Annotated in this window: 25 protein-coding genes; 8 read left to right on the top strand and 17 right to left on the bottom strand. The window is 70.4% G+C overall.

The features are described from left to right. Positions 1 to 13 precede the first annotated feature (13 nt). Both JYK02_RS36830 and JYK02_RS36825 read right to left on the bottom strand, forming a co-directional pair. Positions 14 to 718, bottom strand: coding sequence for a hypothetical protein (locus JYK02_RS36830; RefSeq protein WP_207057637.1), 705 nt, complete (start codon positions 716 to 718; stop codon positions 14 to 16). Positions 719 to 720: 2 nt separating this feature from the next. Next, positions 721 to 1,395 carry a carboxypeptidase-like regulatory domain-containing protein gene (locus JYK02_RS36825; protein WP_207057636.1) on the bottom strand — a complete coding sequence of 225 codons (675 nt, stop codon included), beginning with the start codon at positions 1,393 to 1,395 and terminating at the stop codon, positions 721 to 723. A 325-nt stretch (positions 1,396 to 1,720) separates the two neighbouring features. Here JYK02_RS36825 and JYK02_RS36820 point away from each other — a divergent pair, with 325 nt between their 5' ends. From JYK02_RS36820 to JYK02_RS36810, 3 genes are all read left to right on the top strand, one after another. Then, entirely contained in the window at positions 1,721 to 2,323 is a 603-nt protein-coding gene (locus JYK02_RS36820; RefSeq protein WP_242589620.1) for a hypothetical protein, read from the top strand. Positions 2,324 to 2,340: 17 nt separating this feature from the next. After that, entirely contained in the window at positions 2,341 to 2,892 is a 552-nt protein-coding gene (locus tag JYK02_RS36815; protein ID WP_207057634.1) for a hypothetical protein, read from the top strand. 101 nt (positions 2,893 to 2,993) lie between these two features. Then, positions 2,994 to 3,812, top strand: coding sequence for a transglycosylase SLT domain-containing protein (locus JYK02_RS36810; protein WP_207057633.1), 819 nt, complete (start codon positions 2,994 to 2,996; stop codon positions 3,810 to 3,812). A 41-nt stretch (positions 3,813 to 3,853) separates the two neighbouring features. Here the strand turns inward: JYK02_RS36810 and JYK02_RS36805 are convergent, their stop codons facing one another. Continuing rightward, a complete protein-coding gene (locus JYK02_RS36805) occupies positions 3,854 to 4,615 on the bottom strand; it encodes a glucosamine-6-phosphate deaminase (RefSeq protein ID WP_207057632.1) in 762 nt (253 codons plus the stop codon). A 230-nt stretch (positions 4,616 to 4,845) separates the two neighbouring features. On the opposite strand from JYK02_RS36805, the gene JYK02_RS36800 reads away from it, so the two are divergent. From JYK02_RS36800 to JYK02_RS36790, 3 genes are all read left to right on the top strand, one after another. Further along, positions 4,846 to 5,883, top strand: coding sequence for a 6-phosphofructokinase (locus JYK02_RS36800; protein WP_207057631.1), 1,038 nt, complete (start codon positions 4,846 to 4,848; stop codon positions 5,881 to 5,883). Between the two features lie 105 nt (positions 5,884 to 5,988). Beyond that, positions 5,989 to 7,623, top strand: coding sequence for a long-chain fatty acid--CoA ligase (locus tag JYK02_RS36795; protein ID WP_207057630.1), 1,635 nt, complete (start codon positions 5,989 to 5,991; stop codon positions 7,621 to 7,623). A gap of 87 nt (positions 7,624 to 7,710) precedes the next feature. Then, the gene (locus JYK02_RS36790; RefSeq protein WP_207058303.1) at positions 7,711 to 8,247 is read left to right on the top strand and encodes an FHA domain-containing protein; all 537 of its coding nucleotides are present in this window, start codon (positions 7,711 to 7,713) and stop codon (positions 8,245 to 8,247) included. Here JYK02_RS36790 and sitI6 read toward each other — a convergent pair whose 3' ends face one another. Together sitI6 and sitA6 are read right to left on the bottom strand one after the other, a co-directional pair. Continuing rightward, positions 8,248 to 8,967, bottom strand: a complete 720-nt coding sequence (gene sitI6, locus JYK02_RS36785) for a SitI6 family double-CXXCG motif immunity protein (protein ID WP_207057629.1) — start codon at positions 8,965 to 8,967, stop codon at positions 8,248 to 8,250. It abuts the gene before it with no gap. A gap of 3 nt (positions 8,968 to 8,970) precedes the next feature. After that, positions 8,971 to 9,639, bottom strand: a complete 669-nt coding sequence (gene sitA6 / locus JYK02_RS36780; protein ID WP_207057628.1) for a SitA6 family polymorphic toxin lipoprotein — start codon at positions 9,637 to 9,639, stop codon at positions 8,971 to 8,973. A 138-nt stretch (positions 9,640 to 9,777) separates the two neighbouring features. Here sitA6 and JYK02_RS36775 point away from each other — a divergent pair, with 138 nt between their 5' ends. Together JYK02_RS36775 and JYK02_RS36770 are read left to right on the top strand one after the other, a co-directional pair. Next, the gene (locus JYK02_RS36775; protein WP_207057627.1) at positions 9,778 to 10,950 is read left to right on the top strand and encodes a metallophosphoesterase; all 1,173 of its coding nucleotides are present in this window, start codon (positions 9,778 to 9,780) and stop codon (positions 10,948 to 10,950) included. A 62-nt stretch (positions 10,951 to 11,012) separates the two neighbouring features. Beyond that, the gene (locus tag JYK02_RS36770) at positions 11,013 to 11,924 is read left to right on the top strand and encodes a hypothetical protein (RefSeq protein ID WP_207057626.1); all 912 of its coding nucleotides are present in this window, start codon (positions 11,013 to 11,015) and stop codon (positions 11,922 to 11,924) included. On the opposite strand, the gene JYK02_RS36765 is transcribed toward JYK02_RS36770, so the two are convergent. The 12 genes from JYK02_RS36765 to JYK02_RS36710 form a co-directional block, all read right to left on the bottom strand. Continuing rightward, positions 11,906 to 15,139, bottom strand: coding sequence for a CHAT domain-containing tetratricopeptide repeat protein (locus JYK02_RS36765; protein WP_207057625.1), 3,234 nt, complete (start codon positions 15,137 to 15,139; stop codon positions 11,906 to 11,908). The genes JYK02_RS36770 and JYK02_RS36765 overlap by 19 nt on opposite strands. A 105-nt stretch (positions 15,140 to 15,244) precedes the next feature. After that, a complete protein-coding gene (locus JYK02_RS36760; RefSeq protein WP_207058302.1) occupies positions 15,245 to 15,850 on the bottom strand; it encodes a class II aldolase/adducin family protein in 606 nt (201 codons plus the stop codon). Between the two features lie 41 nt (positions 15,851 to 15,891). After that, the gene (gene mtnA, locus JYK02_RS36755; RefSeq protein WP_207057624.1) at positions 15,892 to 17,007 is read right to left on the bottom strand and encodes an S-methyl-5-thioribose-1-phosphate isomerase; all 1,116 of its coding nucleotides are present in this window, start codon (positions 17,005 to 17,007) and stop codon (positions 15,892 to 15,894) included. 26 nt (positions 17,008 to 17,033) lie between these two features. After that, the gene (locus tag JYK02_RS36750) at positions 17,034 to 17,918 is read right to left on the bottom strand and encodes an S-methyl-5'-thioadenosine phosphorylase (RefSeq protein WP_207057623.1); all 885 of its coding nucleotides are present in this window, start codon (positions 17,916 to 17,918) and stop codon (positions 17,034 to 17,036) included. A gap of 48 nt (positions 17,919 to 17,966) precedes the next feature. Beyond that, on the bottom strand, positions 17,967 to 18,668 hold the full coding sequence (gene mtnC / locus JYK02_RS36745) for an acireductone synthase (protein ID WP_207057622.1): 702 nt from the start codon (positions 18,666 to 18,668) through the stop codon (positions 17,967 to 17,969). Beyond that, complete coding sequence (locus JYK02_RS36740) at positions 18,665 to 19,210, bottom strand: 1,2-dihydroxy-3-keto-5-methylthiopentene dioxygenase (RefSeq protein ID WP_207057621.1); 546 nt, start codon at positions 19,208 to 19,210, stop codon at positions 18,665 to 18,667. Before JYK02_RS36740 ends, mtnC begins: the two co-directional genes overlap by 4 nt. Next, positions 19,207 to 19,836 (bottom strand): methylthioribulose 1-phosphate dehydratase, encoded by a 630-nt coding sequence (locus JYK02_RS36735; protein WP_207057620.1) that lies wholly within the window; start codon positions 19,834 to 19,836, stop codon positions 19,207 to 19,209. The genes JYK02_RS36740 and JYK02_RS36735 overlap by 4 nt, the downstream gene beginning before the upstream one ends. Before the next feature lie 124 nt (positions 19,837 to 19,960). After that, positions 19,961 to 20,773: an alpha/beta hydrolase gene (locus tag JYK02_RS36730; protein ID WP_347402669.1), complete on the bottom strand. Its 813-nt coding sequence runs from the start codon at positions 20,771 to 20,773 to the stop codon at positions 19,961 to 19,963. Positions 20,774 to 20,817: 44 nt separating this feature from the next. Then, positions 20,818 to 22,053, bottom strand: coding sequence for a serine/threonine-protein kinase (locus JYK02_RS36725; RefSeq protein ID WP_207057619.1), 1,236 nt, complete (start codon positions 22,051 to 22,053; stop codon positions 20,818 to 20,820). Positions 22,054 to 22,151: 98 nt separating this feature from the next. Continuing rightward, positions 22,152 to 22,772 carry a D-alanyl-D-alanine dipeptidase gene (ddpX, locus tag JYK02_RS36720; protein WP_207057618.1) on the bottom strand — a complete coding sequence of 207 codons (621 nt, stop codon included), beginning with the start codon at positions 22,770 to 22,772 and terminating at the stop codon, positions 22,152 to 22,154. Then, positions 22,772 to 23,467, bottom strand: a complete 696-nt coding sequence (queC, locus tag JYK02_RS36715) for a 7-cyano-7-deazaguanine synthase QueC (protein WP_207057617.1) — start codon at positions 23,465 to 23,467, stop codon at positions 22,772 to 22,774. Before queC ends, ddpX begins: the two co-directional genes overlap by 1 nt. 57 nt (positions 23,468 to 23,524) lie before the next feature. Then, positions 23,525 to 24,139 (bottom strand): hypothetical protein, encoded by a 615-nt coding sequence (locus JYK02_RS36710; RefSeq protein WP_207057616.1) that lies wholly within the window; start codon positions 24,137 to 24,139, stop codon positions 23,525 to 23,527. Between the last annotated feature and the right edge of the window lie 7 nt (positions 24,140 to 24,146).

Raw genomic sequence — 24,146 nt, 5'->3', positions numbered from 1 at the left:
CGGCGGGCCGGGACTACTCGGCGGACGGCTCCAGCTCCAATCGCTCACACTGACGCAGCATCTCCTCCGCGTCGGCGGGCTCGGCGGGCGAGGGCGGCACCGGCTCCGACCAGGGCACGGAGGGCGGGGCCCGCGTTCCCAGCGACTCCTTCAGCAGCGTGAGCAGCTCCCGCGCCGGGTCCCTGGGAAACGACGTCACCGCCTGCGACGGCTGCGCCGCGGGCGGAGGCTCGCGCGCGGCGGCCTGGAGCAGCAGCGCAGGTGAAGGCATCGGGGCCACCACCGCCACGGGCTCCGCGGGCAGCAGGTCATCCGGGTCGAACCCGAAGGGCACCCGGGGCGTCGCGTTCAGGGGCGCGTCCTCGCGCGCTTCCACCGGAACGCGCCACTCGTCCCTCGGAATGCACTGCAGCGTGTTCAGGCGCGGCGTGTGCGCCGCCGAGTGCGTCACCCTGGGCACCGGAGGCAGGGGGGACTCCCGCCAGGAAGGCCACAGCGGCACGGACGGCGGCGGCGTCACCGGCGGCTCGCGCAGGGGCAGCGAACGCACCCGCGCGCTGCCCAGCCCCGCCGCCGCCTTCGCCAGCGCGGCGGAGTGCTCCGCCAGCACGCGCTCCGCCCAGGCCTTCAGCCACCGCGCCAGCACCAGCACCCACGCCAGGTGCCGCCGCGCGCGGGGCAGCGTCCCCACGGCCTCGGCTGGCGGACCCGCGCGCATCGTCACTCCTTCACCGGCATCCGGATGATCAACGGCGCCGTTCCCGTGGCGAGCCCCTCGGACTCCACCGCCAGCATCTCCCCTTCCGCGCGCACCTCCAGCCGGCCCAGCGACTCCACCGGCGGCAGGCGGGGGAAGTGGAACTGGCCCTGCGCGTCCGTGCGCGTGCTCAACTGCAACTCCGGCAGCGCCACCCACGCACCACGGATGGGCACGTCACCGGGCCCCACCACCCGACCCAGCAGGGGGGCCGGCGCGGACACCGCGTCCACCAAAGACAGACATCGCGCTTCGGTCCGGGGTTGCTCCTTGCGCACCTGCACCCGCAGGCGGAACGCGGGACGCGGCACCGAGCGCAGGCCCGCCCACAGCGCCGCCGGCACCGGGCTCAGGTCCACCTCCAGCTCCTTGTCGCTCATCGCGGCGAACACGAGGTCGCCCAGCAGCCGGTGCGCGCGCTCGGGCGTCTCCGCGCCCACCGTCACGAGATAACAGACGGTGAATTGCAGGCCGTTCCGCTTCCCCGCCCGTGTCAGGGGCGCGGGCCCCAGCTCCAGGAGGTAAAGACAGACACCCCTGTCCAGGGACTCACGGTCGGGCACGCCCAGATAGACAGGCGCTTCCGTGGCAATGCGTCCCACCCACGCCTTCATGCGCAGATCGACTTCGTCGATCATCCTTGGCCCCCCGGTTCCCGGCCTTGAACGTCACGCCACCGTTTTCTTTCATCATACGCTCGCACCGGGCGAAATGGCTGCACATCACCCAGGGGATTGAACAGGACGTCGGTGATTTGACAGGCATTGCACGCATTTCCCGGTCTGACCGTACGACTCGGCGTGTCGGGAACCGGGCAGTCCACCCACCGCGTGTCGTGGCATCCCGGAAAGCCCGTACGGGATTCGCGCGTCGCGCTTCATTTCCCTCGCGCGTTCCGCGAAGAATGGCCGCTGGGCCGGCATTCACCGTGGAACTTTCGTCATGACGATGGACTCCCCTTCCTTGAGACGACGACACCCTTCCCTTCTCTCCTCGGGCATCGCCCTGGGGTGCCTGGCGGTGTTAGGCACCGCCACGCCCGCGCTGGCACAGGACGACGACGCGCCCCGCCGGGTGGGCCTGCTGCTGGACGCGGGCGCCCCGCACGGCATCGGCCTGTCCGCGGTGGTGCGCCCGACGAACTGGCTGCGGCTGCACGCGGGCCCCACCACCAACACGCTCAGCATCGGTGTGCGCGGCGGGTTGAGCATCCTTCCGATGGACACCTTCGTCGCGCCGTCGCTCAACGTGGAGGCGGGGCACTACTTCGGCTCGGAGTACAGCGAGGTGCTGGACTGGCTGGGCCGTGAGCCGAGCGCCACGTCGGAGGCCATCCGCGACGTCACGTACAACTACGTGACGGGCAGCGTGGGCCTGGAGGTGGGCACGAAGAGCCGCTTCAACTTCTTCCTCAACGTGGGCTTGAGCTACGTGGCGCTCACCGTGCCGGACCCCACGCCGCTCATCCAGGACGCGGCGGAGGACGACAGCGTCACCTCCGGACCGCTGCACGTGCGCGCCACCATCCCGTCGGTGAAGCTGGGCTTCATCGTCTACTTCTTCTGAGCCAGGAGACCGACACCATGCGAACGAATTCCTTCCGCACCCTCCTGCTCGCCGGCGCCGTCACCCTGCTGGGCACGGGCTGTGATTCGCTCTTCTCCCTCGAGGTGGAGGCCGAGCGCATCTGCAAGACGGAGAACGACCTGTCCTTCCCCGCCGCGCCGCCCATCAGCGGCACCGTGGAGCAGACCTTCGAGATTCCGCTGGGCGACTTCGCCAGCGCGCTCCCCGAGGACGCCGAGGTGGAGACGGAGCTGCGGCTGAAGCTCTTCGACGCCACCGCCAGCACGGACATCAGCGGCATCCAGCGCGCGAGCCTCTCCGTGCGCAAGCCGGGCTCCACGGAGTACGTGCTGCTGGGCGAGTTCCAGCGCGCGGGCACCGGCGGCTCCACCAACAAGCTCCAGCTCACCAGCAGCGGCCCGGTGGACGTGCTGGACCTGGCCAGGCAGGAGCAGCTGGAGTTCCGCTTCCAGGCCACGGGGTCGCCCCCCACGCAGTCGTGGACCGCGGACGTCGAGGTCTGCGTCGGCGCCAAGGCGAGCGCCAGCTACTTCGGCCTGCTGTTCTAATTGTCCGAAGCCCCCCGCCCCGGCCTCGTGCCGGGGTGGGTGTGTCCACTGGCGCGGGCCGGAAGTTGGACGGGGACGCGCCGCGCCCTTAAGTGGGGAGGGTGGGACGCAAGCGGGCCGTGGGCGGCATCGAGATTCCGGGATGGGCGTGGCTGGTGCCGTGCGCGCTGGTGCCCGTGGTGCTGCTCAACGTGGGCGTCGCCTGGCTGGGCGGGACGCAGGTGTCGCCGCTGTCCTTCTCCTTCCTCCAGACGAAGGCGCGCGCCCTGGGGGCCTACGTGGCGCACCGGCCCGCGTGCGTGCTGGAGGACCATCCACCGCTGGAGCCGCTCATCGCGGACGCGGAGCGCCGCCACGGGATTCCGCCGGGGCTCCTGAGGGCGCTCATCCAGGTGGAGTCGGAGACGCGGGTGCACCGCATCTCGCCCGCGGGGGCCATGGGGCCCGGGCAGCTCATGCCGGACACGGCGGCGCTGATGCGGGTGGAGGACCCCTTCGACCCGGCACCCTCCGTCGACGCGAGCGGGCGCTACCTGGCCGAGCAGCTGCGAAGGTTCCGCGACGTGCGGCTCGCGGTGGCCGCGTACAACGCGGGCCCGGGGTCGGTGAACGGGCACGTGCCGCGCAACGGGGAGACGGAGTTCTACGTGGCCAAGGTGCTCGCGGCCTATGAGCACACCCGGCCCAAGGCGCCCGTGGTGGTGAAGCGTCCGGCCGCCTCCGAGGCTCCCGCGAAGGCCGTCACCGTGAAGGCGCCCGCCGCGAAAGCCTCCGCCGCGCAGGCCGCGAGGAAGGCCCGTCCGCCCGATGCGTCCGCGAAGCAGCCCGCCGCACCGAAGGCGCTTCCCCCCGCGAAGCCCGCGTCCCGCCCGGCCAAGGCCAGCAAGCCTCCCGCGCGGGTCGCGTCCGCGGCGCGCTGAATCCGGTGCCCGCACCGAAGACGGACAGTCCGCCAACAAGGTCACCTGGGCCGGGCGTCCACCAGCCTGCGCCCGTGCAGGCCGCTGGCCGCACCGGTGTCCAGCCACAGCTCCGCGTCGCGGTGGAGCTGGAGGAACGACGCGGGGCACCGGGGCGTGAGCGGCCCGTGCACCATCTCCGTCACCGCCGCGGCCTTGTTCACGCCGAAGGCCAGCACCACCACCTTGCGCGCCTGGAGCACGGCCGCCATGCCCAGCGTCAGCGCCGCCATGGGCACCTTCGAAGGGTCATCCCCGAAGGCCATCACGTGCGACAGGCGCGTCTCCCGCGACAGGCGCGCGCGGTGGCTCCTCGCCGTCAGCACCTCGCCGGGTTCGTTGAAGGCGATGTGCCCGTTGGGCCCCACGCCCAGCAGCAGCAGGTCCAGCCCCCCGGCCGCCGCGAGCGCCGCGTCATAGCGCGCGCATTCCGCCTCCGCGTCCGGCGCGCACCCGTCGAGGAAGTGGATCCGCTCCGTTGACAGATTCACATGCCGGAACAGGTGCCGGTCCATGTACGCGCGGAAGCTGCCCGCGTCCTCCGGCGGCAGCCCCAGGAACTCGTCCACGTTGAACGTCGTGGCCCGCGACAGGTCCAGCGCCCCCCGGGCCGCCAGCTCCGTCAGGCTCCGGTACACGTTGAGCGGCGAGCGCCCCGTGACGAGCCCCAGCACCAGCTCCGGCGTGTGCCGCACCGCCTCGGCGATGCGCGCCGCGCAGGTGCTGGCGGCCTCCTGCTCCGACTCGAACACCCGTAGGTCCATGGACCCGCCAGCATACGCCGGCCTCCGGGCCCCGGTCGCTGGCCCCCTCAGCCGCATCGTGCGTGGCGCCGCGCGGCAAGGGCTCACGCTTCCGGGAATTACACGCGAACCCGGGCGGCGATTAACAGGCCAGGCCCCCCGCACGCCTGGGGACCGGGAAGGGTTTCCCACGGGCGCTCCGTGCAATCCGTCCTCACGCGTGGAGGCCGGGTCGCGCTAGAACCTGTCACATGAAAGTCGCCGTGCTCACCGGCGGGGGTGATTGCCCCGGCCTCAATGCGGTCATCCGAGCCATCGTCCGCCGTGCCAGCGAGCACGGCTTCGAGATGATGGGCCTGCGGGATGGGTGGAAGGGCCTGCTGGACGACAACCACTTCCGCCTCACGCGGGAGACCACCTCCGGCATCCTCCACCGGGGTGGCACCATCCTGGGGACCTCGCGCGTCAACCCGTTCAAGGTGGAGAACGGCCTGGAGCGCGTGAAGCGCGCCATCGAGCGCAATGGCATCCACGCGGTCATCGCCATTGGCGGCGAGGGCACCCTGTCCGCCGCCACGCGCATGTCGCAGGAGGGCCTGCGCATCGTCGGCGTGCCGAAGACCATCGACAACGACCTCAACGGCACGGACTTCACCTTCGGCTTCGACACCGCGGTCCACATCGCGACGGAGGCCGTGGACCGGCTGCACTCCACCGCCGAGTCCCACAAGCGCGTCATCGTCTGCGAGGTGATGGGCCGGCACGTCGGCTGGATCGCCACCTACGCGGGCATCGCGGGCGGCGCGGACGTCATCCTCGTCCCGGAGATTCCCGCGGACCTGGAGGCCGTCGCGCAGCACCTGGTGCGCCGCAACGCGGGCGGGCGCACCTTCTCCATCGTCGTGGTGGCGGAGGGCACGCGCATCAAGCTGTCCGCGGAGCAGAACGAGCAGCTCGTCACGACGGGCGCGCTGGACGAAGCGGGCCGTCCGCGCCTGGGCGGCGTGGGCAACATCGTCGCCGCGGAGATTGAGCGGCGCACCGGCTTCGAGACGCGCGTCTCCGTGCTGGGCCACATCCAGCGCGGCGGCGCCCCCACGGCGCACGACCGCGTGCTCGCCACCCGGTTTGGCGTGCATGCGTGCGACATGGTCGCCCGCGGCGAGTTCGGCAAGATGGCCGCCCTGCGCGGCAACGAAATCGTCAGCGAGCACCTGGCGGAAGCCACCCGCGAGCTCAAGCGCGTCCCCGAGGAGTTCTTCAAGGTCGCCCAGGTTTTCTTCGGCTGACATTGACGTGTTGCGCCATGCCTGCCCCCACCGGGAGTGGCAGGCATGGCGCTGTGCATCCGGTAGCATTTGGCCCTTCCCCCCTCTCCCGAAGGGATGGTGTCGATGCTCACCGGTCGCATGATGGACTTCCCGCTCACCCTGACGCACTTCCTGGAGCGCGCGCGCTCCTATTACGCCGCGCAGGAAATCGTCAGCCGCAAGCCGGACAAGTCCCTGCACCGCTACACGTACGCGGACTTCCACCAGCGCGTCTGCCAATTGGCGAACGCGCTGACGCGGCTGGGGGTGAAGCCCGGGGACCGCGTGGCGTCCCTGAGCTGGAACCACCACCAGCACCTGGAGGTGTACTTCGGCGTGCCGGCGATGGGCGCGGTGATGCACACGCTCAACCTGCGGCTGCACCCCAACGACCTGGGCTACATCGCGCGCCACGCGGAAGACACCGTCGTGGTGGTGGACCGCTCGCTCTTGCCGCTGGTGGAGAAGTTCGAGAAGGCCGCCGGCAGCATCAAGCACGTCATCGTCATCCCGGACGACGGCCCGGTGCCGGAAGGGCGGCTGGACTACGAGAAGCTGCTCGCGGCGGAGTCGCCCACGTTCGAGTTCCCCCGCCTGGATGAGAACAGCGCGGCGATGCTCTGCTACACGTCCGGCACGACGGGCAACCCGAAGGGCGTGCTCTTCAGCCACCGCTCCATCGTGCTGCACACGCTGGTGTGCTGCCTGCCGGAGGTGCTGGGGCTGAGGGAGTCCGACACGGTGCTGGCGGTGGTGCCCATGTTCCACGCGGCGGCGTGGGGCCTGCCGTTCGACGCGCTGCTCACGGGGGCGAAGCAGGTGCTGCCCGGGCCGCACCTCGACCCCCAGTCGCTCTTGGAGCTGATGCAGAACGAGAAGGTCACGGTGGCGGGCGGCGTGCCCACCATCTGGCTGGGCATCCTGGCGCAGCTGGACCGCGAGCCGGGCAAGTGGGACCTGAGCGCGATGCGGCACATGGTGATTGGCGGCTCCGCGGCGCCGCCGGCGCTGATTGACGGCTTCCGCAAGCGCCACGGGCAGAACGTGCTGCACGCGTGGGGCATGACGGAGATGAACCCGGTGGGCACGCTCGCGCGGCTCAAGGGGGACCTGCGCACGGCGTCGCCGGAGACGCAGCTGGAGGCGTACGCGTCACAGGGCTACTCGGTGCCGTTCGTGGAGACGCGCCACGTGAGCGACAGCGGGGAGATATTGCCCTGGGACGGCAAGGCCATGGGCGAGCTGGAGGTGCGCGGGCCCATGGTGGCGGCGTCGTACTACGGCGACGAGGGCAAGGACCGGTTCACGCCGGACGGGTGGTTCAAGACGGGCGACGTGGTGACCATCGACCCGGCGGGCTACCTGCACATCACCGACCGCAGCAAGGACGTCATCAAGTCCGGCGGCGAGTGGATCAGCTCCGTGGCGTTGGAGAACGCGCTGATGGCGCACCCGTCCGTGCTGGAGGCGGCGGTGTTCGCGGGGCGGCATCCGAAGTGGGACGAGCGTCCGCTGGCGGCGGTGGTGTTCAAGCCGGGACAGCAGGCGACGAAGGCGGAGCTGACGGCGCACCTGGAGAAGCAGTTCGCGAAGTGGTGGCTGCCGGATGACTTCCTCTTCGTGCCGCAGATTCCGCGCACGTCGACGGGGAAGTTCCTGAAGATGAAGCTTCGGGAGGACTACGGAGACCACCTGATGAAGGCGTCCGTGGCGTCCTGAAGTGGTTGGAAGGACCGCCGGGCACCCGACACTGGGAGCGCCGGCGGCTCGCACCGGGGCGGGGCCGAGGATAATCTGGGGGGCGTGATGCCTTCCGTCCAACAGCTCCGCCCGTTCGCGTACGCGCCCGTGCAGGCGTTCCTGCAAGCCTCCGGACCGGTGGTGCTCATCCAGCAGCCACCGGAGCCGGTGTTCCAGCAGGTGGCGCTGCGGCTGGCGGAGGCGCGCACGGTGGGGATGGCGCACCGGTCGCGGCTGGTGGACCGGCTGTTGGTGATGCTCCAGGCGTTCGACTCGCTGGAGGTCCACTTCCTGGGGCCGGAGTGGGACGGGCAGGAGCTGCGGGTGGGGCGGATGGAGGGATGCGCGCTGATGGTGCATGACCCGTCCGTGTCCAAGCAGCACGCGGTGCTGCGCTGGCACGCGGCGCAGGGGACGTGCTCGGTGCAGGACCTGAAGTCCATGAACGGCACCTGGCTGAACGCCGCGGCGCTGGGCGAGGGCGAGGTGCGGATGCTCACGGACGGAGACGCGCTGGCCTTCGGCGACGCGCAGTTCCTGTACCTGCGAGCGGAGACCCTGCACTCCCACCTGCGGCTCGCGAGCCCGGGCGGGGGGATGTAACTAGTCGGCGGCGGGAAGCTCCTGGTAGTGCACGTCGCTGGGGCCCAGGCGCTGCACGGTTTCGACGAAGCGCTCGCTGACGACGCGCTTGCTGGCGCCCTTGATGCCGAAGAAGTCGAGTCCCTCCGGGATGGAAGAGCGCAGCAGCCAGCGCTTCGGTGGCAGCGGGAAGCCCTCCGGATTACCGCAGACGTCGCACGCAGGCGTCTTGAATTCGCCGATGCAGTCAGGGTGCAGCCTCGCCAGGGGGCGCGCTTCCAGTTCGTAGAGCGCGGGCATGTTGCTCCGGCGGGACCGGAGTTCCATCCGGACCGCGATGATCCCTTGCAGCCCTTCGGCCTTGAGCAGTTCAACCGCGTCCTCACGGAGAATCAATTCCCAAGGAGGATCGCAGGTAACCGGGCCGAACCTGCCTTGAGCGAATCCAACCATGGGCCCGAACGAGTCACCTGCACGGACCGGCAGCTCCGGAGGGACGAAGGGACGCACCAGTGACACCAGCCGTTTGTATTCCTCCAGGGACATAGGGCCCTTTGGGTTGGCCAGGACCGGCTCGTTCACTGCTGACAGGTCGACGGTAGGGAACGCACTCTTCCCTGACCAGATGCCTTCCCGAGGGCAGTCGACGCCTGACAGGTGCCATCGATGGTGCGCCCGGTACGTGCCGCTCCAATGCCCCGGCTCATCGAAGTCAAAGCTCTCCACCGTGAAGTAGCGCATCGCTCAGTCCTCGAAGGGCACGGGTGAGAGTTCGAACTGCTGCCAGTACGTCATGGGCAAGCCGAAGAGCTCATACTTCTGGATCATCCAGGAGGCATGTTCAAAGTACTTGGAGATCGGCACCTTGCCGTCGTCCCGATCAAGGAAGATTCGCCAGTCCCGGTTCCAGGGTCCGCCACGTTCGCCGCGGTGGATACGCGCGTGCACTTCCGCATCGATCATCAAGACGTACTTGTGGATTTCAATGCGCTTGTCGTCGAATTTGGCTTTGTACGCCTGAGGGAAGATGTGGTGCCGCTCCTTCGGCCGCTTCGCCCACTCCTGTAACGCCTTCTCGCGACGGACCTCACTCGGCAGCTTCTCCCGCCGATGCCAGCGGAAGACCATGACGGGCACCGCGTCTCGCGGCAGTCCCTGCGCACTTCCCCACGTCCGCTGAGGCCCGCTGCCGGGTGCCACGAAGATGGGCGCCACGGGCATGGCGCCTCGTGTTCGCACGATGCGGTTCGGGGACAGGTCCTCGCACCGGAACAATGCGCAGACGTCGTCCTCGCAGACCTGCGTGAGGCACTGGTCCTCGTCGCGGTCCTCACACTCCCTTGATGCCTGGATGGGCACGGGTGCGGACGCGCACCCCAGCAGCACCACCAGCCACAGCCACACCGCGCGCATGTCGCCTCCGTTTTTCCTGTTATTCCATGTTCAACCCCATGGAGCCCAGGAGGCGAGCAGCCCGGTCACGGAGGACAGCGCGGTGTCAGGGGGTCCGTTATCCTCCGGGCTCCTCACGACACCGAGAGCGCGCACACCATGGGAAGGCTGCTGGTCCTGCTGTTCGTCTACCTGGGCGCGTACCTCGTGCTTCGCAGGCTGTGGCCCGCCGTCACTCGCGGCTGGCGCCATGGCGTGCTGGTGGGGCTGATGGTCTTCGCGTTCGCGGCCTGGACCGTGCCCGCGGTCACCGGCTACGGCCTGCACCACACGCCTCCGTTCCTCGTGCCGGTGAAGCTGTTCGCCGTCGTGTGGAGCATCTCCGCGCTGCTGGTGATGCTCATGGGCCTGCCGTTCCTCATCCTCAAGCTGCGCGCCGAGCGCCGTCAGCAGGCCGCGCCTCCGGGCGTGGACCTGGAGCGCCGCAGCCTCCTCGTGAAGGCCGGTCAGGCCATGCCTGTCCTCGCCATCGGCGCCAGTGGCGTGGGCGTCGTGGGCGGCAGCCTGGGCTTCACCGTGCGCGAGGTGGAGGTGAAGCTGCGTGGCCTCCCCGCCGCGCTCGATGGCTTCCGCATCGGGCAGATCACCGACGTCCACGTGGGCCCCTTCATCTCCGCCGAGTACCTGCGCGGCGCCGTGGAAGTGATGAACACCGCCGGCGTGGACCTCCAGGTCATGACCGGGGACCTCATCGACGACGTGAATCAGATCGACGAGACCATGGCTGCCCTCGCCTCCACGACGGCCCGCCACGGCATGCTCGCGGTGCTCGGCAACCACGAGCACTGGCGCGGGCTGGAGGAGGTCCTGGGCGGCTACGAACAGCTGGCCCAGCGTGGCGCTCCGGTCCGGCTGCTCGTGGATGAGACCCACGTGATTGAGCACGGCGGGCAGCGCGTGCGCGTGGTGGGCGTGGACTTCCCCATGTCCGGCGGCAGCCGCACCGGCCGCGACCGGCGCTGGCAGCGCTCCGCGGAGACGGCGTTCAAGGAGGGCCACCCGGACGACGTGGTCCTGTGCCTCTCCCACCACCCGGACTTCTTCCCCTACGCGGCAGAGCGCGGCGCGCGCCTCACGCTCGCGGGCCACACCCACGGTGGACAGGTGGCCTTCCTGGGAGTGCCGCTGTTCGGCTTCGCCTTCAAGCACATGCTGGGCCGCTATCGCTTCAAGGACAGCCACCTCTACGTCTCCGGCGGCACGGGGCACTGGCTCCCCTTCCGCATCGGCGTCCCGCCCGAGGTGACGCTCCTCACGCTGCGCAGCGCCTGAACTGTCCCGGGGATGTAACCGGGTGCGGGAGCATTTCGTACAGGGGGCAAGGAGAGTCCTCCATGCTCACGAAGCTTCTGTCCCGCCCCCTCACGCTGGCTCCGGCCCCCAAGCCCGTCGTTCCCGCCGCGCTCCCGCTCAAGCCCGCGCCCATCCAGAACACGGCGGTGCGCGCGTTCCAGGGGACCAGCGGCTTCGAGTCAGCCCGGCCCGCGAAGCCCCTCCTCCCGCCGCTCCCGCCCCTGTTGCCCGGCGACCTCGGGAAGCTGATCAACCCGCGCCGTGCCGCCGTGGAAGAGGCCCTGGAGACGGGCAAGACGGTGCCCTTCACCAACACGGACGGGAAGACCGAGCAGGTGTCCGTCACGCAGCTCCCTCCCGGCTTCGCGGGTGGCGGTGACGACGTCTACGTCGTCACCGTGGGGGACGACCGGTTCACCGTGCGGGTCGAGGAAGGCGCCGACGCGGACGCGGAGGCCGTGCTCGCCCAGGTCATCGATTCGTACAGCGAGACGCCGGAGGACCTGCGGGGCTCACTCGAGCGCGTCGTCATCAAGAAGGACCCGGATCCGGACAATGCCGCCGCGCGCGCGGGCGACGGCACCATCACCTTCTACAACGGTGGGGAGTACGTGACGGACGACATCTTCCACCACGAGATTGGCCACCTCATCGGCCGGCAGGTGGAGAACGCGAACGACACCTGGCTGTCCCGCATCCTCGAGCAGTACGCGGGCGAGCCCCCTCCCATCCCGGACGGCTGGGCGGAGGCCGCCGCCGCGGACGGCAACCACCTCAACGAGTACACGGAGGACAGCTTCAACGACTCCGGCGTCTACACGGAGGACTTCGCGGAGGCCTGGTCCGAGTACATGCGCGCGCTCGATGGCGGCCCCAAGGCCCTGGCCGAGTTCGAGCGGACGTACCCCGGGCGTTCGGAAATCCTCGAGGACATCTACCCGCCGCCGGCCTGAGCCATCGGCCCCACGTCCAGCAACCGCAGCGGCGTGTCCCGCCCCATGGCGATGAACGGCGCCCAGTAGTGCGGATGGGGCTGCGCCTTCCGCAGCTCCCTCATCGCCTCACGCAGCGCCGTGGCCAGTCCCTCGCCGCCGAGCAGGTGGCGGTAATAGGTCTCCATCAGCGTGCGCGTCGTCGCGTCGTCCACCTTCCAGAGGCTCATCACCACCGTCTCCGCGCCCGCCACCAGGAACGCCCGGCGCAAGCCGTAGACACCCTGCCCGCGCCGGACCGCGCCCCGGCCGGTGTCACAGGCGGACAGCACCACGAGCTGCGTGCCCCACAGGTCCAACCCCGCCAGCTCCAGCGCCGTCACCAGCGCGCTGTCGGAGGAAGAGGCACCGGGAGCGCTCGTCTTCGCCGTCTCGCCCGCGAGCAGCAGGCCGGAGCGCAGCAGTGGATCCGGCGGACGCGTGGCCGGCGGATCCTCGCCCAGCGCGCCGAAGGTCGCGACGGCACGCGAGGTGTTCTCCGGCGCGGTGGCGTCCTCCAGGAAGAAGCCGTGGGTGGCCAGGTGCAGGATGCCCGGCGTGCGCAGGTGCAGCAGCCGCTCCTTCGTCGCCTTCGTCCCCAGGAACAGCTGCGCCTGCGGGAACAGGCGCTGGATGGCCTCCGCCTCCTCGCGCGAGCCCGGCAGCGGGACGGGAGCCCAGTCCCGCGCCACCAGGTCCGCGCGCCGCGACGACGGCGAACGCTCGGCCACCACGGAGGTGCCTCCCATGGGAGGCCGGGGGCTCGTGTTGAACGCCGGATCCGCCAGCACCACCACCGAGGACGCGGGCCGGGGCTGCTGGGAGCGCGGCAGCAGGTCCTTGCCGGAGGTCAGGTAGATGAAGTCGTAGCTGTCCACCAGGTACTGCTGGCCGTCGTGCAGCGCCGCGAAGGGCACCAGGGCCAGCTCGCCATCCGGGGAGAGGAAGAGGCGGCGCGTCTTGCCCAGCAGCGGCAGCAGCGGCTGGAAGGCGAGCTGGTAGAGCGCGTGCGAGGACTCCTCGAAGGCGGCATCCCGGCGCGCCAGCGCGTCCCGCAGGCGGGAGGCCGCCGCTTCGATGGGGCCGGCGGGGCCCAGGTCGAGCGCGCGGATGCTCGCGTCGGGCATCAGCACCAATGCCAGACAGCGCAGCTGCGACGTGCCCGTTCCCTGCACGAGAGGACGGTCCTCGTAGGTGATGAACTCCACGAGCGCGCCGTCCTTCGGCAGCGTCTCGGCGACGCGGTCGACGATGTCCTCGGGAGACGGCAGCGCGGCCAGCGCGCGCAGCGGCGCGGAGCGGCTGGCAAGCGTCGCCTCCAGCGCGTCGCCCTGCGTGGTCAGCGCCGTGAGCTGCCGCTGGTAGGCGGACGGCGTGAGCGCGCCGGGCCCGTGGAGCGAGAGGCGGGCCAGCTGGGTGCGCAGCTTGCGCAGCCGTTCGAAGGTGCCGCGCTCCTCCGTGCCCAGGCTCCGGTAGACCGCGCGGGAGATGTCGGCCGTTTCCTCGACGGAGCGGCCCTTGAGCAGCAGCGCCGCGCTCAATGCCAGACGCCGCACGTCCGCCGATTCCGGGTGCGCGCGCACCAGCGCGTAGAGCTGCTCCTCGTCCGCGCGCAGGTGCTGGAGGAAGCTGGCCAGCCGCGCCTCGGAGAACTCCAGGGCCTCGCGGCGCAGGCGCTGTTCGGAGACGGCGAAGGCGCGCGTGAACAGCGGCACGGCGTCCTCCAGCCGGTGCTGCGCCAGACGCAGGAGGGCCAGGTTGTTGAGCGAGGCCGCGAGGTCCGGGTGGTTCCTGCCCAGCACCGCCTCACGGATGGAGAGAGCGCGCGCGTAGAGCGGCTCCGCCTGGCTGTACATCCCCTGGTCCCGGTAGAGGTTGGCCAGGTTGTTGAGCGAGCCCGCGACGTCCGGGTGGTTCCTGCCCAGCACCTCCTCCCAGATGGCGAGCGCGCGCGCGTAGAGCGGCTCCGCCTGGGTGAGCTTCCCCTGCTTCCGGTAGAGCGTGGCCAGGTTGTTGAGCGACGCGGCGACGTGCGGATGGCTGCGGCCCAGCGCCGCCTCCCACAGGCCGAGCGCGCGCGCGTAGAGCGGCTCCGCCCGGCCGTACTTCCCCTGCGCCTGGTAGAGCGTGGCCAGGTTGTTCAGCGCGGCGGCCAGGTCCGAAGCGCTGCTGTCGGGCGCGGCCTCGCGGATGGCGAGCGCGCGCGCGTAGAGCGGCTCGGCCCGGTCATACAGCCCCTGGTCCTGATAGAGATTGGCCAGGTTGTTGAGCGAGTCCGCCACCAGCGGGTGCTTCTTGCCGAGCGCCGACTCGCGGATGGCGAGCGCGCGCAGGCCCAGCGGCTCCGCGCGGCCGTAGAGCCCCTGGTCCTGGTAGAGCGTGGCCAGCGTGTCGAGCGAGTCCGCGATGAGCGGGGCCTCCTTGCCCAGCGCCGACTCGCGCAGGGAGAGCGCCCGCACGTACAGCGGCTCCGCGCGGTTGTAGAGCCCCTGCTCCCGGTAGAGCAGCGCCAGGTTGTTGAGCGAGTCCGCGACGGTGAGATGCTGCTTGCCGAGCACGTTCTCCCGCAGGTCCAGCGCGCGCGAGTAGAGCGGCTCCGCCCGGCTGTAGAGGCCCTGCTGCTGGTAGAGGTTGGCCAGGTTGTTGAGGGACTCCGCGTAGGCGGACTGGTTCTCGCTGAGGGTCGCCTCCTGGCTGGCCAGGGCCCCCATGCGGCTGCGCTTGTCCAGGCTGAACAGGTTGTTCGTCCGCCGGGACATGGCGTGCCCGTGGTCGTAGAAGCCTCCAGCCTGGCGGTCGGTCTCCATCATCGGGGAGGCGGCGAAGCCGAGCAGCCTGGCCGCGGTGACGGACTTCGCGGCGTCGTCGTTCACCACCGCTTCGCGGATGGCCAGCGCGCGCTCGTGGAGGACGCCCGCCTGGGCGAAGTCCCCCTGCAGCCGGTACAGCTCCCCCAGCAGGTTCAGGGCGTAGGCGACGTCCGGGTGCGAGTCCCCCAGCACGGCCTCCCGCAGGGCCAGGGCCCGCGCTCCGGGCGCCATGGCCTCGGCGTACCGGCCGGCCTCGTAGAGCGTCGCGGCCTGGTCGAAGGCCTTGAGGGCGTCCGCCAGCCGGGGGTCCGAGGGCTCGCGACCCACGGGCATGATCGAGGCACACCCCAGTGCCATCACCACCATGCACCCGAGAACCCACCGCATGCCGACGCCTCCTGGGGACCAGGGATGACCCACCCGGGCCTCCCCTTCCCGACTTAGAGGCAGGGACCCGGAGAATCATGCAGGAACGTGTGCGCGAAGCACCTCCTACTGCCCATACCCCCGGAATTGCTGGAACACGCGCTCCATCTCGGCGTCGTCCAGCAGCACGGGCTCACCAAGCTGGAGCGCCCGCCAATACATGGCCGCCAGCGTCTCCACCTCCACCGCCAGCTTCCAGGCGGAGGCCAGGTCCGCGCCCACCGCCACCAGCCCGTGGTTGGCCAGCAGGCACGCCTTGCGGCCCTCCAGGGCCACCATCATGTTGCGCGCCAGCTCCGGGGTGCCGAAGGTGGCGTACTCCGCGCAGCGCACGTCGGTGCCGCCCGCCGCGGACACCATGTAGTGGAACGCGGGGATGCCCCGGCGCAGGCACGCCAGCGTGGTGCTGAACATGCTGTGCGAGTGCAGCACCGCGCCCACCTCCGGCCGCGCCTGGAGGAGGTCCCGGTGCAGCTGCCACTCCGTGGACGGCTTGCGGTGGCCCTCGTGCGAGCCGTCGAAGCGCATGAGGACCAGGTCCTCCGGCGTCATCGTCTCGTAGTTCATCCCGGATGGCGTGAGGAGGAAGCCACCCTCCACCCGCTGGCTCAGGTTGCCGGACGTGCCCTGGTTCAGCCCGGACGTGTTCATCCGCCGCGCGGTGGCCACCATCGCCTCGCGCAGCGCAAGGTGGAGGACGCCCCCCGCTCCGCTCACTTCGCCGCGCTCCGCTGGGCGCGCCGCTCCGGGAAGAGCGACAGCATCCCTTCTTCCGTCGCGGGACACACGCCGCGCTCCGTGACGAGCGCCGTCACCAGCCGCGCGGGCGTCACGTCGAACGCGTAGTTCGCGGCGGGGCTGCCCGGCGGAGTGATCCGCACCGTGGCGATGTCCCCCGACGGCAGCCGGCCCGTCACGTCGCTGAGCTCCGTGCCTTCGCGCTGCTCGATGGGGATCTCCTTCACGCCATCCTGGATGGTCCAGTCGATGGTGGGCGAAGGCAGCGCCACGTAGAACGGCACGCCGTTGTCCTTCGCGGCTAGCGCCTTGAGGTACGTGCCAATCTTGTTCGCCACGTCACCGCGCGCCGTCGTGCGGTCCGTGCCGACGATGCACAGGTCCACCTCTCCGTGCTGCATCAGGTGGCCGCCCACGTTGTCCGCGATGACGGTGTGCGGGACGCCGTGCTGTCCCAGCTCCCACGCCGTCAGCACCGCGCCCTGGTTGCGCGGCCGCGTCTCATCCACCCAGACGTGCAGGGGGATGCCCGCGTCGTGCGCCAGGTACATGGGCGCCAGCGCCGTGCCCCAATCCACCGTGGCGAGCCACCCGGCGTTGCAGTGCGTGAGGACGTTCAGCCGGCCCTTGCGGCCCTTCTTGTCCCACGCCTCCTGGAACAGCTTGAGCGCGTGCTCGCCGATGGCGCGGTTGATGGCCACGTCCTCGTCGCACAGCGCCGCCGCCTGCCGGTACGCCGCGGCGACGCGCTCCGAGGGCTTCAGCGGCGCGAGCACCTGGCGCATCCCGTCCAGCGCCCAGTGCAGGTTCACCGCCGTGGGCCGCGTGGCCCGCAGCATCGTCAGCGCCTTCTCCAGCGCGCCGTCGGACGCGTCCTGCCGCATGGCCAGACACACGCCGTACGCGGCCGTGGCGCCGATGAGCGGCGCGCCGCGCACCAGCATGCTGCGGATGGCGTGGCCGGCCTCATCCGCCGTGGACAGCTTCACCTTCACGAACGCGTGCGGCAGCCGGGTCTGGTCGATGACGCCGACGCTCCAGCCGTCGGACTCGACCCAGATGGAGCGCATGGGAACGCCTTGGACTTTCATCGCCGTGTCTTCCTTTGGTCCCGCGTTCAGCGCTTGAGGACGCGGCCCGCCACCGCGGAGAGCTTCTCCACCATGGCCGGGTCGCGTGCGTCGGGCGACGTCATGATGGCGTGCTCCAGGGCCGTCTGGCAGCCGGCCTTGCAGAGGGCCGTGTGCTGGCCCACGAGCGGCGCGATGTTCTTCACCAGCCCGCGCGCCTTGCCCGCGTTGCCCAGCAGCACCGCGACCACCTGGTCCACCGTCACCGCGTCGTGGTCCGGATGCCAGCAGTCGTAGTCCGTGACCATCGACACGCTCGCGTAGCAGATCTCCGCTTCACGGGCGAGCTTGGCCTCCGGCATGTTGGTCATGCCAATCACGTCGCAGCCCCACTGCCGGTACAGCTTGCTCTCCGCCAGCGTGGAGAACTGCGGGCCCTCCATCACCAGGTACGTGCCGCCGCGCACGACCTTGATGTCCAGGCCCTCGCACGCGGCCATCACCGCGTCACCCAGGCGCGAGCACGTGGGCTTCGCCATGGACACGTGCGCCACCAGCCCCTGCGAGAAGAAGCTCTTCGTGCGCGCGAAGGTGCGGTCCACGAACTGATCCACCACCACGAAGGTGCCGGGCGGCAGGTCCTCCCGCAGGCTGCCCACCGCGGAGACGGAGAGGATGTCCGTGACGCCGCTGCGCTTGAGCGCGTCGATGTTCGCGCGGAAGTTCAGCTCCGACGGGGGAATCTTGTGACCGCGGCCGTGGCGCGGCAGGAACACCACCGGCTGGTCGCCGATGCGGCCGAAGCAGAACTCGTCCGACGTCTCACCGAAGGGCGACGACACCCGGCGCCACGAGACGTCCGTCAGGCCGTCAATCTGGTACAGGCCGCTGCCGCCGATGATGCCCAGCACGGGCTTGTTGGAACTCGACATGGATGGGGAGGCTCCGCTCCGCGAGGCTCAGGAAGATGAAGAATCGAATCAGGACACGCGCGCGAATGGATCGAGCGACATGAAGTCGTGGAACACCGGGTGCCCGTGGCCGGGCGGAAGGGCCACCTCGCCCCGGTCCAGGGCCGCGGTGCGCAGGCCCGCCCGCTTCGCCGCGTCCAGCTCCGCCACGTTGTCGGACAGGAACAGGATGTCCCCGGGCACAAGCTCCAGCGCCTGGGCAATCGTCGTGTACGACGCGGCCTCCACCTTGGGGCCGGTGGTGGTGTCGAAGTAGCCGGAGAACACCGGCGTCAGGTCCCCCTCCACGCTGTAGCCGAAGATCAGCTTCTGCGCGGCGATGCTGCCGGAAGAATAGACATACAGACGCAGGCCCTTCGCGTGCCACTCGCGCAGGGCCCGGGCCGCGTCCGCGTGGACGTGGCCCTTGATTTCGCCGCGCGCGTAGCCGTCCGCCCAGATGAGCCCCTGGAGCGTCTTGAGCGGCGTGGCCTTGCGGTCCTCGTCCAGCCAGCGCTGGAGCAGCGCGACGGTGCCCACGTCGCCCAGGCCCGGCTCGCCCGCGAGCGTGCGGGCGTCCGACAGGCACTGGCGCACGGCGGCCTCCTGGCCGTGCGTCGCGACGTACTCCGCCAGGTGCTTCCGGGCGAAGGGGAAGAGGACGTCCTTCACGAAGGCGATGGAGCTGGTGGTGCCCTCGATGTCCGTGACGATGGCCTTGGGAGGACTCACGGCGCGTACTTCGGGAAGCGCTCGGCGATGGTCTCGCCGGTGAAGTGGCCCACCCAGCCGTCCGGGCGGATGAAGAAGCGGATGGCGGCGAAGCGCGGAGAAGCGCCCATGTCGAACCAGTGCTTCATGCCCTCCGGCACGCTGATGAGGTCGCCGCGCGTGCACTCCACCTGGAAGACCTTGCTGCCCGCGTGCAGGTAGAAGCAGCCGCTGCCCTCCACCATGATGCGCGACTCGTCCTCCGTGTGGGCGTGCTCGGAGAGGAACTTCGCGCGGGCGGCCTCCACGTTGGGGGCGTCCGGCTTGATGCGCGCCACGTCCACGGTGTTGTAGCCGTGGGCCTTCATCTCCGCGTCCACGATGTGCTTGTAGGCCGCGAGGACCTCTTCCTGGCCCGCGCCGTCCGGCAGGTCCACGGACGCGTTCACGCGCTCGAAGCGCACGCCCACGGGCTTCAGCTCGCGACGGATGTCCTCGGGCTCGGTGTAGACGCCCAGCGGCGTCTCCGGCTGGTGGTCGTTGTAGACAATCAGCTTGCTCATCGCCGCACCTTCATCTTCTCGAGTTCGTACGTCAGCAGGTGTTCCAGCGCCACCACGTGGCGGCGCGCCTCGGCCATGCTCCGGCCCCAGGTGTACAGCCCGTGGCCGGCAATGAGATACGCGACCAGGTCCGTGCGCTTCGTCAGCATCGCGGTCACCTTGTCCGCGAGCCGGGGGATGTCCTGGTCGTTGGGGAAGATGGGGATGGACACCGCCGCCTCGTGCGTGCGCGTGTCGCCCAGGGCCTTGAGCAGCTCGAAGTCCTGGAGCACCAGCTCGCCTTCGGCCAGCCGCAGGTTGGACAGCAGCGCGGCCACCACGGAGTGCGTGTGCAGCACGGCCTGCGCCTCCGGCCGGTCCCTGTAGAGCTGCAGGTGCAGGGGCGTCTCCGCGGACGAGCCCTTCGGCGGCGGCGCGTGGATGTCCGCGACCAGGATGTCCGCCTCCACCAATTCGCCCTTGTCCACGCCAGAGCGCGTGACGGCGGCGGTGCGGGCATCCAGCCTGCGGGAGAAGTTGCCGCTGGTGGCGGGCACGAAGTTGCGCACGCTCAGGAAGCGGCCCACTTCGACGATTTCACGGGCCGCTTCGGACAGGTTCGCGGCGGGGGCCGGTTCGATGCTCATCCATCCCTCGGGGGAGCTTGAGGACGCGATGAAACATCGCGTTGATGACACCGAGCATAATCCGGGGGTCGCCGGTAGGCGCAAGGGAACGCGACGCAGGACGTCATGCGTCCTCCCGGCAGCCTCATGTCCCGTCGAGCGCGAACGTGGCCAGCCGCGCGAACTCCTCCTGGCCTTCCCGCTCCAGCACGTCGTTGTGATGGGCGCCGGGCACGGTCACCACCCGGACCTTCGGGAAGCGCTGGCCCAGCGTGCGGCCCATGTCCACGGGAATCACCTCGTCGTCCTCGCCGTGGATGATGAGGACGGGGATGGGGATGTGCGGGGCCTTGTCGAGCGACAGGTAGCGGTCGCGCATCAGCAGCGAGGCCGGCAGGAAGGGCACCGTGCGCTGTCCCATGGCGACCATGGACGTGTACGGGGACACCAGCACCATGCGTGCGCCGTATCCGCGCCGCGCCATCTCCACCGCGACGCCGGTGCCCAGGCTGCGCCCGCTGAGCACGATGTCCTCCGGCTTCACGCCCTGCTCGCGCAGGAACTGGAGCGCGGCCTCCGCGGACGCGTACAGGCCCGCCTCCGTGGGACTGCCCGGTGACGCGCCGTAGCCCGGGTACTCCACCGCGAGGAAGCCCAGCCCCGCGTCCCCCAGTGCCTGGCCGAAGCCGCGCTGTCCCAGGAGCTGCTCGCCGTTGCCGTGGAAGTGCACCACCGTGGGCGCTCCCGGCGGCGCGGGCAGGTAGTAGCGGTCCACGTTGAGGCCGTCCGCCAGCGGCACCACGCCGAAGCCGGGCTGGTCGCGCAGCATCGCGGGGTCCGCGTGGGGCGCGGGGTAGATGAGGGAGCGCTGCGCGGCGAAGAGGACGGCGCACAGCGCGAGGTACAGCATGCCGGCGATGAGGACGAAGGCCATGAGGAGGCGGCGGAGACGTTGCACGCAGGCACTCCATCACACCGCGCGCGGTGCTGGGGTGACGGACTTCAGTGCAGCATCGCGCCGAAGAGCGACAGGCCCAGGTTCACCGCCGAGGCGATGACCAGGCCCGCGCCCACCACGCCCGCGGCGGTGAGGGCCATGGGGTTGCGGTCCGCGAGGCGCAGGCCCTTGTGCAGGGTGCGCTTCAGCATCGTACGCTGGCAGTGCACGTGGATGCGGCCCTCCAGCGCGGCCTGCAACTGCGTCACCATGTCGTCCACGGACTCGAAGCGCTCCTTCGGGTCCTTGCTCATCCCCTTCTTCACGAACCACATCAGCTCCGCGGGCACCGGGCCCTGCGCACTGTTCAGGTGCATGGACCCCATGTCCAGCGTGCGCTCCTGCACCGCCTTCATGATGTCCGGCACGGACTGGAGGCCGTCCAGGTAGTGCGACAGCGACAGCAGCTCGTGGAAGAGCACCGATAGGCTGTAGACGTCACTGCGCGCGTCCATCGTGTCGTGCTCGCCGCGCGCCTGCTCCGGGGACATGTAGAGCGGCGTGCCCACCACGGAGCCCAGCTCCGTCTGGAGCGGCCGGGCCGAGTGCAGGTCCACGGGCGAGCCATCCGCGACGGCCCGGGCGGCGGAAGCGCCCACGCGGCGCGCGAGGCCCCAGTCCAGCACCGTCACTTCACCGAAGGGGCCCACCATGATGTTCGCGGGCTTCAGGTCGCGGTGGATGAAGCCCTTGCCGTGCGCGTACGCCACCGCGTGCAGCACGCCCAGGAAGATCTGCACGCGCACCTGGAACGGATAGCGCACCAGCGCGTCCAGCTCTGAGCGGCGCAGCCGGCCGATGATGGACTCCAGCGTCTCGCCCTTCAGGTGCTTCATCAGGAAGTAGTACCGGCCCTGCTCATCCACGCCCACGTCGTGCACGGGCGCGATGTTCGGGTGGTCCAGCATGCCCACCGTGCGGATCTCCTCCACGAAGCGCAGCACGCGGTCCAGGTCCGCGCCCGGAGGCAGCCGCTTGAGCGCGACCTCCCGCTCGATGTCGTGGTCGCGGATCAGCACCACCTCGCCCATGCCGCCCTGCCCCAGCGGACGGACCTCCTCGAAGCGCTCGCGCTGCAGCGGCACCACGCTGGGCTGCTGTCCCTTCCACTCCACGCGCGGCAGCACCGTGTTGCGCCGCTGGGTCGTGGAGGCCCCCGGGGTGAGCGTGGGCGCGAGCTGCGCCCCCGAGGACGGAGAGATGAGCGTGTTTTCCAGGCCGGCCGCGAGCGTTTGACTCATACGCGGCCAGGAATAGCAGGCACTCCGTGCGCGCGCCCACTAACGCGCAGTCCCTGACGCAACCGCGCGAAACCACTGGGCTGGCGGGCAGGCAGGCGTCACCCCGCCGGGGTGAAGGGCACGTCCAGCACCGGCAATTTCGTAGCGCCGGGCAGGTCGTAATGCCACCACTCCATCTTGTTGCGCTGGAAACCTGCGCCCTCCATGGCCTTGCGCAGCACCTCCCGGTGCTCGCGCGAGGCGGGGGTGCCGCCGGCGTAGCCGTGGTGCGCGGCGGGGGTGAAGTCGTCGAAGGGGGTGGGCATCTCCACCTCCGCCCCGTCCTTCGTCACCAGGGTGAGGTCCACCGCCCCGCCCCGGTTGTGGTTGGAGCCCTTGCGCGGATCCGCCACGTAGCCGGGCTTCGGGAGGATCTTCCACATCTCGTACTGCACCGCGCGCGGGCGGTAGCAGTCGTACACCTTCAGCCGGTAGCCCTGGGGGCGCAGCGCGTCCGCGGCCTCCTTCAGGCGCTTCACGGAGTCCGGCAACAACAGACACCGCGCGCCGTCCGGGTACACCTGCCGCTTGAGGAAGTTGTCCTTCGTCGCGTAGCGCAGGTCCAACACCAGGTCCGGGATGACGGTGGTCGCGTCCACCAGCTCCGGCTTGGGCGCGGCGGCCTTCGGTGCGCCCGCGAGCAGCGTCAGGGTCAGCGTGAGGCCCGTCGAGAAGAGCATCAGCGCACCCCGTCCGTGTACACCGTGGGGTCCGGCACGCCGGCCTCCTGGAAGCCCTTCGCGCGCAGCTGGCAACTGTCGCAGCGGCCACACGCGCGGCCCTGGGCGTCCGGGTCGTAGCAGGAGTGCGTCATGCCGTAGTCCACGCCCAGCTTCACGCCGGCCTGGATGATCTGCGCCTTGGTGAGGCCGGACAGCGGCGCGTGCACCTTGAAGGTCGCGCCCTCCACGCCCGCCTTGGTGGCCAGCTGGGCCATGGCCTCGAAGGAGCGGATGAACTCCGGGCGGCAGTCGGGATAGCCGCTGTAGTCCACCGCGTTGACGCCGATGTAGAGGTCCGTGGCGCCCACCACCTCCGCCAGTCCCAGCGCCATGGAGAGGAACAGCGCGTTGCGCGCGGGCACGTAGGTGACGGGGACGTCGTGGGACATGTCGTCCTCCGAGCGGTCCTTGGGCACCGGGATGTCGTCCGTGAGGGCGGAGCCGCCCACCTGCCGCAGGTCCACCGTCACCACGCGCACGTCGCGCACGCCCATGGTGGAGGCGACCTTCTTCGCACGCTCCAGCTCCACCGAGTGGCGCTGGCCATAGGCGATGGAGAGGCACACCGGCTCGAAGCCGTCCGCCTTCGCCATCGCCAGGCACGTCGTCGAGTCCAGACCGCCGGACAGCAGCACCACCGCACGCTTCGCCATTCCATCCTCCACTTCGGGGCGGCGCACACTACACGACGGGCACAGGCCCGGGGTGCTTCAGTCGATGCGGTCGCCGCTCACCGTGTACACGGTGGTGCAGGTGGACGGGTTGCATTTGCAGTTCGCGTTGCCGCTCTTGCTTGGCAGGAAGACGTCCGTGAGCGTGCCGCACGCGAGCGACACGTCGTAGCCGTTCTCCGTGGGGGCCGGGATTTCGCCCTCGGGGACGCCGCCGTCCAGGCGCTTGCAGTCGCGCGCCACGTTGCGCGCCTGGCTGTCGCTCAGGAGCATGATGTTGAGCGCTTCTTCAATCTCGGAGTCCTCGCAGCCGGTGCCGCACGAGTCGCGGCGCGCGATGGCGCGGTGGGTGGAGGACACGCTCTGGCCGGTGTAGCCCGCGTCGCGGGAGAAGCCCTGCACGGTGAAGAAGCCCGTGCCCGCGTCGGTGTCGCGGGAGAAGGTGCCCTCGAAGGAGAAGGTGCCCGCGTCGTCCAGTTGCGCGAAGTCGCGCGAGCCCGCGTCGCACGTGGTGCGCGCCGCGTCCAGCTTCGCCTGGAAGCGGAAGGTCCCCATCACCTGGTTGCCCGGGTACACGGGGTCGGAGAAACAACCCACCGCCACGGCGAGGGCCGCCGCGGGGAAGAGCGCCAGTGCCAGTCGCTTCAGGTGCATGAGGCGC

This window comes from Corallococcus macrosporus, from assembly GCF_017302985.1.
Taxonomy (GTDB): Bacteria; Myxococcota; Myxococcia; order Myxococcales; family Myxococcaceae; genus Corallococcus; species Corallococcus macrosporus_A.
Note: the sequence above shows the minus strand (reverse complement) of the source record. Positions and strands in the feature narration are given on the sequence as shown.

Bases quoted from the DNA above. Each gene is read 5' to 3' on its own strand.
- JYK02_RS36750 (WP_207057623.1), bottom strand. From the start codon at position 17,918: ATGTCGAGTTCCAACAAGCCCGTGCTGGGCATCATCGGCGGCAGCGGC.
- JYK02_RS36710 (WP_207057616.1), bottom strand. From the start codon at position 24,139: ATGCACCTGAAGCGACTGGCACTGGCGCTCTTCCCCGCGGCGGCCCTC.
- JYK02_RS36735 (WP_207057620.1), bottom strand. From the start codon at position 19,836: ATGAGCATCGAACCGGCCCCCGCCGCGAACCTGTCCGAAGCGGCCCGT.
- JYK02_RS36740 (WP_207057621.1), bottom strand. From the start codon at position 19,210: ATGAGCAAGCTGATTGTCTACAACGACCACCAGCCGGAGACGCCGCTG.
- sitA6 (WP_207057628.1), bottom strand. From the start codon at position 9,639: ATGCGCGCGGTGTGGCTGTGGCTGGTGGTGCTGCTGGGGTGCGCGTCC.
- JYK02_RS36725 (WP_207057619.1), bottom strand. From the start codon at position 22,053: ATGAGTCAAACGCTCGCGGCCGGCCTGGAAAACACGCTCATCTCTCCG.
- JYK02_RS36825 (WP_207057636.1), bottom strand. From the start codon at position 1,395: ATGATCGACGAAGTCGATCTGCGCATGAAGGCGTGGGTGGGACGCATT.
- queC (WP_207057617.1), bottom strand. From the start codon at position 23,467: ATGGCGAAGCGTGCGGTGGTGCTGCTGTCCGGCGGTCTGGACTCGACG.
- JYK02_RS36830 (WP_207057637.1), bottom strand. From the start codon at position 718: ATGCGCGCGGGTCCGCCAGCCGAGGCCGTGGGGACGCTGCCCCGCGCG.
- JYK02_RS36800 (WP_207057631.1), top strand. From the start codon at position 4,846: ATGAAAGTCGCCGTGCTCACCGGCGGGGGTGATTGCCCCGGCCTCAAT.
- JYK02_RS36770 (WP_207057626.1), top strand. From the start codon at position 11,013: ATGCTCACGAAGCTTCTGTCCCGCCCCCTCACGCTGGCTCCGGCCCCC.
- JYK02_RS36775 (WP_207057627.1), top strand. From the start codon at position 9,778: ATGGGAAGGCTGCTGGTCCTGCTGTTCGTCTACCTGGGCGCGTACCTC.
- JYK02_RS36795 (WP_207057630.1), top strand. From the start codon at position 5,989: ATGCTCACCGGTCGCATGATGGACTTCCCGCTCACCCTGACGCACTTC.
- JYK02_RS36790 (WP_207058303.1), top strand. From the start codon at position 7,711: ATGCCTTCCGTCCAACAGCTCCGCCCGTTCGCGTACGCGCCCGTGCAG.
- JYK02_RS36805 (WP_207057632.1), bottom strand. From the start codon at position 4,615: ATGGACCTACGGGTGTTCGAGTCGGAGCAGGAGGCCGCCAGCACCTGC.
- sitI6 (WP_207057629.1), bottom strand. From the start codon at position 8,967: ATGCGCTACTTCACGGTGGAGAGCTTTGACTTCGATGAGCCGGGGCAT.
- ddpX (WP_207057618.1), bottom strand. From the start codon at position 22,772: ATGCTCTTCTCGACGGGCCTCACGCTGACCCTGACGCTGCTCGCGGGC.
- JYK02_RS36815 (WP_207057634.1), top strand. From the start codon at position 2,341: ATGCGAACGAATTCCTTCCGCACCCTCCTGCTCGCCGGCGCCGTCACC.
- JYK02_RS36760 (WP_207058302.1), bottom strand. From the start codon at position 15,850: ATGGTGGCCACCGCGCGGCGGATGAACACGTCCGGGCTGAACCAGGGC.
- mtnA (WP_207057624.1), bottom strand. From the start codon at position 17,007: ATGAAAGTCCAAGGCGTTCCCATGCGCTCCATCTGGGTCGAGTCCGAC.
- JYK02_RS36765 (WP_207057625.1), bottom strand. From the start codon at position 15,139: ATGCGGTGGGTTCTCGGGTGCATGGTGGTGATGGCACTGGGGTGTGCC.